Annotated in this window: 11 protein-coding genes; 2 read left to right on the top strand and 9 right to left on the bottom strand. The window is 68.6% G+C overall.

The genetic code is table 11. The features are described 5' to 3' along the window. The 7 genes from ACTWQR_RS54140 to ACTWQR_RS54110 form a co-directional block, all read right to left on the bottom strand. The coding region (locus tag ACTWQR_RS54140) for a flavin reductase family protein (RefSeq protein WP_443234740.1) at positions 1-474 on the bottom strand (474 nt) is incomplete at its 3' end. 5 nt (positions 475-479) lie between these two features. After that, positions 480-1412, bottom strand: a complete 933-nt coding sequence (locus ACTWQR_RS54135; protein WP_443234739.1) for an SDR family NAD(P)-dependent oxidoreductase — start codon at positions 1410-1412, stop codon at positions 480-482. 70 nt (positions 1413-1482) lie between these two features. Further along, positions 1483-2253, bottom strand: coding sequence for an SDR family NAD(P)-dependent oxidoreductase (locus ACTWQR_RS54130; RefSeq protein WP_443234738.1), 771 nt, complete (start codon positions 2251-2253; stop codon positions 1483-1485). A 142-nt stretch (positions 2254-2395) separates the two neighbouring features. Beyond that, positions 2396-3355, bottom strand: coding sequence for an isocitrate lyase/PEP mutase family protein (locus ACTWQR_RS54125; protein ID WP_443234737.1), 960 nt, complete (start codon positions 3353-3355; stop codon positions 2396-2398). After that, a complete protein-coding gene (locus ACTWQR_RS54120) occupies positions 3352-3942 on the bottom strand; it encodes a cupin domain-containing protein (protein ID WP_443234736.1) in 591 nt (196 codons plus the stop codon). The genes ACTWQR_RS54125 and ACTWQR_RS54120 overlap by 4 nt, the downstream gene beginning before the upstream one ends. A 74-nt stretch (positions 3943-4016) precedes the next feature. Further along, entirely contained in the window at positions 4017-5201 is a 1185-nt protein-coding gene (locus ACTWQR_RS54115; protein WP_443234735.1) for an LLM class flavin-dependent oxidoreductase, read from the bottom strand. A 683-nt stretch (positions 5202-5884) separates the two neighbouring features. Continuing rightward, complete coding sequence (locus ACTWQR_RS54110) at positions 5885-6310, bottom strand: riboflavin kinase (RefSeq protein WP_443234734.1); 426 nt, start codon at positions 6308-6310, stop codon at positions 5885-5887. Between the two features lie 222 nt (positions 6311-6532). On the opposite strand from ACTWQR_RS54110, the gene ACTWQR_RS54105 reads away from it, so the two are divergent. Beyond that, the gene (locus tag ACTWQR_RS54105) at positions 6533-7771 is read left to right on the top strand and encodes an IS256 family transposase (RefSeq protein WP_443234733.1); all 1239 of its coding nucleotides are present in this window, start codon (positions 6533-6535) and stop codon (positions 7769-7771) included. Further along, positions 7768-8331 (top strand): hypothetical protein, encoded by a 564-nt coding sequence (locus ACTWQR_RS54100; protein WP_443234732.1) that lies wholly within the window; start codon positions 7768-7770, stop codon positions 8329-8331. The genes ACTWQR_RS54105 and ACTWQR_RS54100 overlap by 4 nt, the downstream gene beginning before the upstream one ends. Before the next feature lie 161 nt (positions 8332-8492). On the opposite strand, the gene exaC is transcribed toward ACTWQR_RS54100, so the two are convergent. After that, positions 8493-10016, bottom strand: coding sequence for an acetaldehyde dehydrogenase ExaC (exaC, locus tag ACTWQR_RS54095; protein WP_443234731.1), 1524 nt, complete (start codon positions 10014-10016; stop codon positions 8493-8495). Between the two features lie 300 nt (positions 10017-10316). Next, positions 10317-11585 carry a GAF domain-containing protein gene (locus tag ACTWQR_RS54090; RefSeq protein WP_443234730.1) on the bottom strand — a complete coding sequence of 423 codons (1269 nt, stop codon included), beginning with the start codon at positions 11583-11585 and terminating at the stop codon, positions 10317-10319. Positions 11586-11906: the final 321 nt, after the last annotated feature.

Raw genomic sequence — 11906 nt, 5'->3', positions numbered from 1 at the left:
GCCGACCCCGAGCTTGTTGACCTCGAGCAGCGCCATCCAGTGGTCACCGGCCTCGGTGACGTCGTGGATCGAGCACTCGAGCCACAGCGCCGCGTCATCGAGGAAGACGGCACCTCCGGCCCCGACCTCTATCGGGACCTCGTCGAAGCGCGCCGCACGGTCCCTGCCGGCCAGCTTGCGGGTCAGGTGGCCCTGCCCCTTGCCGAAGACGGAGACGCCGAGCGTGCCCGCCTGCTTGATCCGGTCCCAGGTCTCGGACGACTTCTGCACCGCGACCGCGCCGAGGCACGGCTCCAGGGAGACGCCGACCATGAACGAGGACGCCACGAGCGCGTGCTTCTCGCCGTCGACGTCGGCCGCGAGCACGGCCACGCCGGACGGGAACTGTGCGAACGCCTCGCGCACGGCTCGGGGGTCCCCGACGATCTCGCGGACCTTGCTCACCGATCCGGCCTCCTGATCTACGACGGTCACCGGGCTCACACCCTCTCCACGTTCGCGGCGTCCTGGGGCAGCACCGAGTCCAACTCGGGAGCGAGGTGCACCATCTGGTCGCGGAACGACTCGCTCGCGTTGTGGAACACGCGCATCTCGCCGTCCTTCGTCAGGGCCTCGGCCTGCACAACCCACGCCTCGGGCGTGGCCGCCGCAGCATCGACGCGCTCCATGCCCGCGATGGCCACACGGCCCGCCGTGACACCCGCGATCTCGAACGTGTCGGCGTACGTCGTGGTGTCCTGGTGGGCGAGGTAGGTCACGAAGGCCGACACCGCCTCCGGCGGGACGTTCTCCTTCATGGCCGCCTGCACCACGGGGTTCGGGAACGCGTCCTGCGTCATGGGTGTCCAGGCCACGGGCATGAGCGTCGTGACCTGCACGCCGACCTCGCGCGCCTCGGCCGCGAGACCGATGCTCAGGCCCCACACCGCGGCCTTGGCCGCGGAGTAGGCCGAGTCGAGCGGGACACCCATGAGGCCGTTGGAGGAGATGTTGATCAGGCGCCCCGTGCCCGAGGCGATGAGGTGCGGCATCGCGGTGCGCGACACCTCGACGACGCCCTTGACCGTGACGTCGAAGACGCGCCACCAAGTGTCCCGGTCCATCTCCCAGAACGCGCCGAACGCGTTGATGCCCGCGTTGTTCACGACGACGTCGAGCCGGCCGTAGGCGTCGATCGCGGTCTGCACGATGGCCTCCGCGCCGGTGACGACGTTGTTGGTGTCGACCACGGCGGTTCCGCCGTCAGCGGTGATCTCGGCGACGGCCGATGTTGCGTTGTCCGCATTGAGGTCGTTCACGACGACGCGCGCGCCGCGCGAGGCGAGCATCTTGGCGTGCGCGCGACCCATGCCCTGGCCGGCGCCGGTGACGAGCGCGACTCGGCCGCCAAAGTCGAGGTTCCGTGCAGTCATGTCCCTGCTGCTCCTGAGGAGTTCTGCTGTGTCTGGGCGGGGCCGCTCCTGCGGCCCCGCAGCGGGCCGTCTACTTGCCCGCGAGGTAGCCGCCGTCGACCGGCAGCGTCACGCCCGTGACCATCCGCGCCTGGTCGGAGCAGAGCCACACGACGGCGTCGGCTTGGTCCTCCGGCTCGGCCAGCACCCCCATCGGGATGCCCGCCAGGATGCTGTTCCTGAACTCCTCGCCGGGGTTCTGCTCAAAGGCGTTCATCATCATCGGGGTGGCGGTGGAGCCGGGGGCCAGTGCGTTGACCCGGATGCCCTTGGGCGCGTAGTCCATGGCGACGTTCCGGGTCATGCCGACCACACCGAACTTGGCCGCGGTGTAGGGCGCGTTGTGGGCGATGCCGATCAGCCCGGCGCCGGAGGCGGTGTTGACGATCGCCCCGCCCCCGCTCTTCTCCATCGCGCGCACCTCGTGCTTCAGGCAGTAGAAGAGGCTGTAGAGGCTGACCTTCATCACGCGGTCCCAGACCGCGCTGTCCATGTCGCCGATCCGCGCGAAGACACCGTTGGTGCCCGCGTTGTTGAACGCGAAGTCCAGATTCCCGAAGGCGGACACCGTCGCGCCGACGAGTGCCTCGACCTGCGCCTCGTCGCTGACGTCGCAGCGCAGGAACGCCGCGGTGCCGCCCTCCTTCTCGATCTTCGCGACCGTCTCGGCACCGGCCGTCTCATCGATGTCCGAGACCATCACGCAGGCGCCGGCCTGCGACAGGGCGATCGCGGCCGCCTGCCCGATCCCAGATCCCGCGGCGGTCACCAGACCGGCCTTGCCCTTCATCGAGCTCGCCATGAATCAGACTCCTTTGTCAGATCGGCTGCGGCGACGCGGTGGGCGCCGCCAGGGTCCGCCCAACCGGAGACAGGGGCCCCGGTCGCGCGATCCGTGGGTTGCGAGGAGCCGGTGCGGCCCCGGCAGCCCACGGGGTGGATCGTCAGTACGTCTCTCCTGCGTGCGCGCTGCTGTCGTAGTCGCGCTGCGCGTCCTTCGGGAGGAATTTCTCCTCGACGCGACGCACCTCCTCGGAGGAGGGGCGGCCGAACATGGCACCCCAGCCGATGTCGTACTTCGTCCCGGCGTCGCCGGTCACCTTCCGGAAGTACTCGGGGAAGCCCGTCGCCTCGCCGCTCTCGATGGCGTCGACCATGAAGTGGTAGACCTCGCGGACCCCGGGCAGGAAGACGGGCAGCGACTGCACCGCCTGCCTCATCGCCGTCATCTCGGCGACCGTCCTGGTCCCGATCAGCGGGACACCGACGACGTACGCGGGGCCAGGCGTCTCCTTGAGGGCGATCTCAGCCTGCTCCCACGTGTGGAAACCCTCGTAGAAGATGACGTCGGCGCCGGTCTCGGCCTTGTAGAGCTGGGCACGGCGGATCGCCTCCTCGAGGCCGCCGCCGGCCGACCCGTACCCGTCGGTGCGCGCGACGATGACGAAGTCCTCGTCGCGCTTGTCACGCGCGTCGCACGCGGAGTTCAGCCGGCCGATCGCCTCGGCGTCGGAGACGAGCTCGACGCCGGCGACACCGCCCGACTTCTTCGGCTCGCGCTGGTCCTCGATGTGGATGCCCGCGACACCGGCGTCGATGAACTCGAGCACCGTGCGCTGCACGTTGAGGGGCGCACCGTAGCCGGTGTCGCCGTCGCAGTAGATCGGGATGTCGGCAGCGCGTACCGTGCGGCGCGCGAGGTCGACGACCTCGGTCATGGTGAGCCAGCCGACGTCGGAGATGCCCTGCCACCAGGCCGACGCGCCGCCGGAGAGCTGGAACGCGCCGAAGCCCGCGTGCTGCGCCATCTGGGCGTGGATCGGGACCGAGCCGAGCGGCAGCAGCTCGGTCTTCTCGCTCTCGAAGACCGCGCGCAGCGCCTTGCCGGGAGAGGTCAGGCTCATGCTGCGGCCCTCTCGGCGGTGTTGAAGCCGACGGTGACGACGATGTACACGCAGTCCTCGTCGTAGGGGTTCTTCCAGGCGTGGGGCACGCTGGCCATGACGAGCAGGTCGCCGGGCACTAGGGTGCGCTTCTTGCCGCCCGGGAGCACCAGGTCGACCTTGCCGGAGATGACGACCTCGTAGTCGATGGTGTCGCTGGCGTGCATCCCGGCGTCGCCGTCGTCCTCGGTCGCGGACATGCTCTCGTCGAGGGTCGAGGGTCGAGGGTCGAGGGTCGAGGGTCGAGGGTCGAGGGTCGAGGGTCGAGGGTCGAGGGTCGAGGCGTCGACCTCGCCCGACGAGTGAGCCGGGAAGCTGCTGACGCCGAACGTGGACCCGTTCGGCCCGGCCAGGGAAACCTTGGCGGGCGGCGCCCCGAAGGACGTCTTGCTGTGGCCACCCTCGACGGCCCAGTAGAAGGCGCCGGCGGACACGCCGGGGAAGTCGAACTCGGCGGCAGGGCCCGGGGTGAGGAAGTCTGCCTCGCCCGCCTCGTTCTGACCGGCGACGACCAGGCGGAACTTCTTGGGGTCGGGGAACGTGATCATGTCTCTGCGCTCCTTTGCGAACAGGGAAGGGGAGCCGCGGCCGGGCGCCTCGGCGCCCGGCCAGGGGTGGACTGTCAGGCGCGCAGGCCGATCTCCCGCATCAAGGGGAAGATCTGCTGGTCCATGCGGTCCAGGCCCTCGTCGTAATCGACCATCCCGGTGCAGATGCCCGTGATGCCGGCGTCGTAGAGCTTTTGCAGACCGTCGGCGATCATCTCGGGGGTGCCGACCAGCGGGGTCAGGCCGGCGCGCAGGAAGATGCGGACGGACTCGTCCTGGCGGGGGTCGTTGTTCTGCTTGTAGACGTCCCAGTCCATGCTGCGGGCGTCGCCCGTCATGCAGATCTGCTGGTAGCGCACGGCGCTCTCCCAGTCGCCCTTGTCCTCGACGTAGCGGACGTAGTCCCAGGCTTCCTTCTCGGTGTCCTTGCACACGATGTGGACGCCCGCCCACAGCGCCAGGTCCTCGCGGCCGGCCGCGTCGGCGTTGGCGCGCAGCTTGCTCACGATCGGCTTCGCGGCGTCCACGCTGGGGATCTGCGCGAAGAGGATGTTGGCGTGGTTGAACGCGAACCGCTGGCCGGCCCGGCTGGCGCCCGCGCTCATCACCAGGGGGCCGGGTGTCTGGACCGGCTGGGGGTAGGACTGCGCGCCCCCCAGGTTGTAGTACTTGCCCTGGAAGTCGAACTCGTAGACGTCGCCCTCGGTCTTCCACAGACGCTCGACAACGGTCATCCACTCCTCGGCGACCTCGTAGCGCTCGTCGTGCGGGGGCAGGTCCACGCCGAACATCCGGAACTCCGGCTCGAAGTACCCGGCGGTCGCGTTCAGGCCGAAGCGGCCACCGCTGATGTGGTCGACCGTGGCGGCCATCTTGGCGGCCATCAGCGGGTGGAAGAACGGAACGTGGCAGGTGGTGAAGATGCCGATGTTCTCCGTGGCCTCGGCCAGGCCGGCCGCCCAGGTGAACGTCTCGAACTGGCGGCCCCAGGGGCGGTCCGGGCCGGACAGGCCCTGCCAGCGGGCGATCGGGACGAACGCGTCGACGCCGTAGCCGTCGGCCTTCTGCGCGAGGCCCTTGATCTCGTCCCAGCCACCAAGCTTGATCATGTCGTCGGCGAAGCTCAGACCACCCTGACCGGTGGACACGTTCGCGCCGAAGATCGCGACCTTGAACTTGTTCGGACCGTCGAGGATGGGGCGCTTGTCGCGCTCGACGGTGTGGTCGAGCTTCGTCTCCGGGGGTGCGACAGCAGTCATCGTTCTCTCACTTCGTCGTAGTGCGTCCTGGCAGGGAGGACGGGGTCGACGGCCACGCCTGACCCCTGTCGAGGCACGACGGTAGGTCTGACCCGGGGGCACATCGTCACGGTCAAGTGCGCCATCAGAGCGGGAAATCGCGCCACCTGTGCGCGTACTCGTCTCTGCGTAGCTCGGACAGGATGTGCGGCGCTGGAGATCATCTCGGTGTCATGGTCGACAGGTCCGGGTAGCGGCGGTGGAGCGGTGCGGCGGCGCGGGTTGCCATCGGCCTGGTGCGAGGCGTTCGACACGGAGAGCCCGGCGTTGTTCATCAGTGCGGTGATCGAAGACCGAGGTTCATGAGGATCGCCTTCGCGCCTTCGTCGTTGAACAGGCGGGCATGCTCGACTCCCGTGATGAGCGCGGCCTTGCCCTGGCTCGTCTGTCGACCGTCCCCGAGCCCCGTTCCCGACCCGAAAAGCGTCGTCAGCTCGGCTTCGGCACGCCGACCGCACGGCGCGGGGAGGCTGGCGTGGAGCGCCCTGAGGATGCCGCGAAGAGGCAAGCCGACGTCATGCTTCGGCTGAGTCCGACTCGCCGTGCGAGCACACCGACGTCGATCCGTGCGCGCCCGGCGCGACGCTGCGCCTCCACAGCGGCCGCTACGCGCAGAATGGCCCACCGAGGCGGCGGCCGCCGGGTCATTGTGCGCCCGCTTCCAGTGCGATCGATGCCGCCCAGTTGCGGACATCCTCAGTGTCTCTCGCCAACTGCCCCACAAGGTCCTCGACGTCACGAAACCGGCGTTGCGGGCGGAGGCGGCTCACAAGATGGACCGATATTTCCCGGTCGTACAGCTCGATCTCCACGTCGAGGAGATGGGCTTCGAGGAGTAGTTGGCCATGGCGGCCGTAGAAGGTGGTTCTCCGTCCGATGGAGACCGCAGCGGGCCAGTGTCGGGCGTCATCCTCCGTGACAACTACGGCGGACCAGACGCCGTCGAGGCGAGCGCTGGTCGTCATGGGGAGGTTGGCGGTGGGAAAACCCAGCAGTCGTCCGCGGGCATCACTGCGTTGGACGACGCCGGTGACAACCTGGTGCTGTGGCTTGACGGGGAAGCTGCTCACACCGAAGACGGATCCCTTGCACCCTGCCCAGGCGACCTTGGGCGGCGGGGCACCGAAGTTCTGATGGTGTCCCTCGTCGTGGTGTACGGGATCAGCGGCTGGGAGTGCGCGGGCGTCTGCCCGGGGCGCACTTCCACGGATGGGTACCGCTCCCTGAACAGGAGGTGGGCCACCGCGTAACTCTCCTTGGTGAACAGCCAGTTCAAGCATGAGGAGTGCACGATGGCCCTGTCCCAGTCTGAACTGATACGGCTCCTTGAGTCACTACGCTCGACCGACGGAATCGAGCTCATTCGCGCCATCGCCGAGCGGATGGTGCAGGAGCTGATCGAGGCCGAGGCGAGTGCCCGCATCGGCGCGGAGTGGAACGAGCACACACCGACGCGGACCAACGTCCGCAACGGGCACCGGGAGAAGGTGCTGACCACGCTGGCCGGCGATCTGGACCTGGAGATCCCCAAGGTCCGCACCGGCAGCTTCTTCCCGTCGCTGCTGGAACGCCGGCGCCGCATCGACCAGGCCCTCTATGCCGTGATCATGGAGGCGTACGTGCACGGTGTTTCCACTCGCAGCGTGGATGACCTGGTCAAAGCCCTCGGCGGGGACAGCGGCATCTCGAAGTCGGAGGTCTCGCGGATCTGCGCGGCGCTGGACGAGCCGCTGACCGCGTTCCGCACCCGCCCCCTGGATCATGTCCGCTTCCCCTATGTCTACCTGGACGCGACCTACTGCAAAGCGCGGGTGAACCACCAGATCGTCTCCCAGGCCGTGGTGGTCGCCACCGGTATCACCGAGGACGGAGGCCGCGAGGTCCTCGGCCTGATGGTCGGCGACAGCGAGAGCGAGGCGTTCTGGAAAGAGTTCCTGCGCTCCCTGCGCGAGCGCGGCCTCAGCGGCGTCCGTCTGGTCATCACCGACCAGCACTCCGGCCTGGTCGCCGCGGTCCACAAGGTCATGATCGGTGCCGCCTGGCAGCGTTGTCGCGTTCACTTCCTGCGCAACGTCTTCAGCGTGATCGACAAGGAGTCCGGCGAGATGGTCGCCGCGACCATCCGCACCATCTTCACCCAGCCCACCGCCGATCTCGTGCGCACCCAGCTGGACACCGTCGCCGACATGCTTGGCCAGCAGTTTCCCAAGGTCAGGGCCATGCTCCTGGAGGCGAAGGAGGACCTGACCGCGTTCGCGGACTTCCCGCCCCGGCACTGGAAGAAGATCCAGTCCACGAACCCGCTGGAGCGAATCAACCGGGAGATCAAGCGCCGCACCGACGTCGTCCAGGTCTTCCCCAACGACGACGCCCTGCTGCGGCTGGTCACCGCCGTGCTCTTCGAGATGCACGACGAATGGATCGCCTTCCCCCGCCGCTACCTCCCCGAAGGCAGCATGGACGAGCTCTACCGTGAACTCCCCGAAAGCGCCCCCGCACTACCCAACACACCGAACAAGCCCGCCAGTTGATCGCATACACCACGACGAGGGACACCATCGAGACCGGCTGGGGGATGCTCAACCTGTCGGGTGGCGTAGTCACGTCAGGCAAAGAGTGGACGGACGGCGGTTCGGTGCACGAGGTGCACTCCCTCAAGCGCCGCGCGGCTACCGCGACCCGGCCTGTGCCCATCCCGCCGCAGTTCGTACGCATGCTCCGCGCACACATCGACCGCTTCGGTGTGGCGCCGGACGGCCGACTGTTCCGGAACCAGGCCGGCAACTACGTGGACGCAGCTGCGTACGGCACAACGTGGGCGCGGGCACGGAAGTACGTGCTGACCCGTGCAGAACTCGCCTCCAAGCTGGCAAAGCGGCCCTACGATCTCCGGCACGCCGGGATCTCGTTCTGGCTGTACTCCGGTGTGGACCCCGCCGAGTGCGCTCGTCGCGCGGGTCAAAGCATTGAGGTCCTCTTCCGCCACTACGCCAAGTTCCTGGACGGCGTCCGAGAACAGGCCAACCGCCTCATCGAGCAGTCCATGCAGGAGTGGGACCGCGTCAGCCAGGGCGCGGAGTCTGAAGGGTGAGTCGGGGTTTGGTCCGTGACTGGTCCGGAAGTACTGGTCAGGAGCGGGACAGCGGTGGGAGGAAGTGGGAGTTATGACGTAAGTCGGTCCTTGCCCCGGACGGGTCGAGAGGAAGGCGCCTGACGGGCAAAAGCCCAGGTCAGGCGCCTTTTTTCGTGCCTCTAGAAGAAGCCCAGCTTCCTCGGCGAATACGACACCAGAAGGTTCTTCGTCTGCTGGTAGTGCTCCAGCATCATTTTGTGGTTCTCCCGGCCGATGCCGGACTGCTTGTAGCCGCCGAACGCCGCATGCGCCGGGTACGCGTGGTAGCAGTTCGTCCACACGCGACCGGCCTGAATCGAACGGCCCGCGCGATACGCCGTGTTGATGTCCCGCGTCCACACGCCGGCCCCGAGCCCGTACAACGTGTCGTTAGCGATCTTGATGGCGTCGTCGAAGTCCGCGAACGACGTGACCGAGACGACGGGACCGAAGATCTCCTCCTGGAAGATCCGCATCCGGTTGTCCCCCTGGAAGATCGTCGGCTGGACGTAGTAGCCACCGGCCAACTCCCCGTCGTACTCGATGCGATGACCGCCCGTCAGGACTTTTGCGCCCTCCTGCTGGCCGATGTCCAGATAGGAAAGGATTTTCTCCAGCTGGTCGTTGGAGGCCTGGGCGCCGATCATCGTCTCGGTGTCGAGGGGATGGCCGGGCTTGATCTGCTCGGTGCGGGCGACCGCCGCGTCGAGGAACTCGCTGTAGTGGCCCTGCTGGACGAGCGCCCGGGACGGACAGGTGCACACCTCGCCCTGGTTCAGCGCGAACATCGTGAAGCCTTCCAGCGCCTTGTCCCGGAAGTCGTCGTCCAGCGCCCATACGTCGTCGAAGAAGATGTTCGGGGACTTGCCACCGAGTTCCAGGGTGACCGGTTTGATGTTCTCGGAGGCGTACTGCATGATCAACCGGCCCGTCGTGGTCTCGCCCGTGAAGGCGACCTTCGCCACGCGCGCGCTGGACGCGAGCGGCTTGCCCGCCTCGACCCCGAAGCCGTTGACGATGTTCACGACGCCCGGCGGCAGCAGATCCGCGATCAGGCTCATCCAGTAGTGGATGGACGCCGGGGTCTGCTCGGCGGGCTTGATGACGACGGCGTTGCCCGCCGCGAGCGCCGGGGCCAGCTTCCACACCGCCATCAGGATCGGGAAGTTCCACGGGATGATCTGTGCGACGACGCCCAGCGGCTCGTGGAAGTGGTACGCCACCGTGTCGTCGTCGAGCTCGCCGAGCGAGCCCTCCTGGGCGCGGATCGCCCCCGCGAAGTAGCGGAAGTGGTCGATGGCGAGGGGGATGTCGGCGGCCAGCGTCTCGCGTACCGGCTTGCCGTTCTCCCAGCTCTCCGCTACCGCCAGCTTCTCCAGGTTCGCCTCCATCCGGTCGGCGATCTTGAGGAGGACGTCGGCGCGCGCGGTCACCGAGGTACGGCCCCAGGCGGGTGCGGCCGCGTGCGCCGCGTCCAGCGCGCGCTCCACGTCGTCCGCCGTGCCCCGCGCGATCTCCGTGAACGGCTGCCCGTTCACCGGACTCGGGTTCTCGAAGTACTGCCCGCGCGCCGGCGGCACGTACTCACCGCCGATGAAGTGGTCGTAACGCGCCTGGTAGGAGACGATCGCGCCGTCGGTGCCGGGCGCCGCGTAACGAGTCATGTGCTCTGCCTCCCAGGAAAGGACCGCCCGCCGTTGGACGGCTCTCGGCGCGAGGGTAGGGGCGGCGAGGTTGCAGGTACGTTGCGTGAGTGGGCGAGGCGCGGCACGGGTGCGGCTTTCGGGTGGTGTGGGCGTTCGGGCCTCTTGGGTGGCGGCGGTGCGTGGGGGTTGGCCGTTGGCGTCGACGTGGTGGCGTTGGCCTGGCGGCCTGGCGGCCGGGTGACATTGGGTTGGTCTGTTGGCCTGTTGGCCTGTTGGCCTGGTGACGTGGCGGTCGGTGCGGCGCCGTGTCGGTGTCCGTCAGCGTGGTGCCCACCCGGGGGATGCGGCCTGTTCAGCCTCCAACTCCTCCAGGCGGGCCCGTACAGGAGCCGTCGGCCGTACCGCGCCGAGTGCCCGCCATACGTCGAGGTCGTCCTCCCCCCACGGCGCCTGAGCCCACTCCGCCAGCAGGTCGGGGTCGTGGCTGGAGACGAGCGCGGCGCGGAGCCCGTCGGCGAGCCGGCGGCGCAGCCGCACCACTGCCGGGGCCTGTGAACCGGGCAGCAAGGGACCCGCGTACGCCGCCACCGCCGCCGTGACCGCGCCGGCGCCGAGCTTGCGCTCCACCACAGCGACGTCGGACTCGACCGGAACCGCGAGCCGGTACGGCCGCGAACCGAGCACCCCGGCCCCGAGGAAACGGCGCAAGCGCGCCAGCTCCGCGCGCAACGTCACCGGCGGTACCGACTCGTCCTCGTACAGCGCGCACAGCAACTCGTCGCCGGTCAGCCCCTCCGGGTGCCGGGACAGCAGCACCAGAATCTCGCTGTGCCTGCGGCTCAGGCGCAGCTTGCGGCCGCCCGCCACGATCAGCGCCTCGTCCCGGCCAAGCGCGGTCAGTTCGAGGGTGTCCGTGGTGGCCCGGGACGGAGTGAGCAGCGCCAGTTGGGACTCGGCGGCGCGCGCCACGGCCTGCACGAAACCCAGGCTGTGCGGGTGCGCGAGCCCGTCCCCACCGGTGATGTCGACTGCGCCGAGCAGCCGTCCGGTGCGCGGATCGTGCACGGGAGCCGCCGCGCACGTCCATGGCTGCACGCGCCGCATGAAGTGCTCCGCAGCGAAGACCTGCACCGGCCGGTCGAGCGCTACCGCGGTGCCCGGAGCGTTCGTACCGACCGCCGACTCCGCCCATCGTGCGCCTGGTACGAAGTTCATCCCGTCCGCCTTCTGCCGCGTCCCAGGATGGCCCTCGACCCACAGCAGCCTGCCCTGCGTGTCGCACACCGCGAGAAGATGCTCGCCGTCTGCCGCGAACGTACCCATGAGCTCCCGGAACAGCGGCATCACCCGGGCCAGCGGGTGCTCCGCCCGATAGGACCCCAGATCTCCGTCGGTGAGCTCCACACGAGCGGTGCCGTCCGGTCCGACCCCGGCCCGCGCCGAACGCCGCCACGAGTCGGCCACCACCGAACGCACCGGCCGCGGCATCGTGCCCGCCTCCGTGAACGTCTCGTGTGCGCGGCGCAGCACCCGCATCCGCATGTCGGGGTCGGCACCCGGTTCCAGGGCCACCCATGGATCGGTCAATTCGGCCTCCCCGGAGAGCGATGCGGCCGCGACGCGGCTGGGGACATCGTCACTCCGGTGGCGGACGCGGACAAGCGTTGCGACCACGTCCGGCACGAGCCGTCATAACCCGCGCCACTTTCCGCACCTCAACCACCAGCCACTCAGGCGCGGTTGACCAGTCTCATATAGTGCGCCCAGTCCCAGTTCGGCCCGGGTCTATCATGATTTAGGTGTTTTTAGGCCCTTTGGCCTAGTGGTTTTGGGATGGTCCGACTGGCCTATACCCGTCCGGCGGTAAGGCGGCCGTCGAAGAGCTGGTCGAACTCGTTCAGTGCCGCC

This window comes from Streptomyces sp. 2A115, assembly GCF_052245575.1.
Lineage (GTDB): Bacteria > Actinomycetota > Actinomycetes > Streptomycetales > Streptomycetaceae > Streptomyces.
Note: the sequence above shows the minus strand (reverse complement) of the source record. Positions and strands in the feature narration are given on the sequence as shown.

What these genes read in the sequence shown, in the direction of transcription:
- ACTWQR_RS54135 (WP_443234739.1), bottom strand. Translation starts at nt 1,412, where the DNA reads ATGACTGCACGGAACCTCGACTTTGGCGGCCGAGTCGCGCTCGTCACC.
- ACTWQR_RS54130 (WP_443234738.1), bottom strand. Translation starts at nt 2,253, where the DNA reads ATGGCGAGCTCGATGAAGGGCAAGGCCGGTCTGGTGACCGCCGCGGGA.
- ACTWQR_RS54125 (WP_443234737.1), bottom strand. Translation starts at nt 3,355, where the DNA reads ATGAGCCTGACCTCTCCCGGCAAGGCGCTGCGCGCGGTCTTCGAGAGC.
- ACTWQR_RS54120 (WP_443234736.1), bottom strand. Translation starts at nt 3,942, where the DNA reads ATGATCACGTTCCCCGACCCCAAGAAGTTCCGCCTGGTCGTCGCCGGT.
- ACTWQR_RS54115 (WP_443234735.1), bottom strand. Translation starts at nt 5,201, where the DNA reads ATGACTGCTGTCGCACCCCCGGAGACGAAGCTCGACCACACCGTCGAG.
- ACTWQR_RS54105 (WP_443234733.1), top strand. Translation starts at nt 6,533, where the DNA reads ATGGCCCTGTCCCAGTCTGAACTGATACGGCTCCTTGAGTCACTACGC.
- exaC (WP_443234731.1), bottom strand. Translation starts at nt 10,016, where the DNA reads ATGACTCGTTACGCGGCGCCCGGCACCGACGGCGCGATCGTCTCCTAC.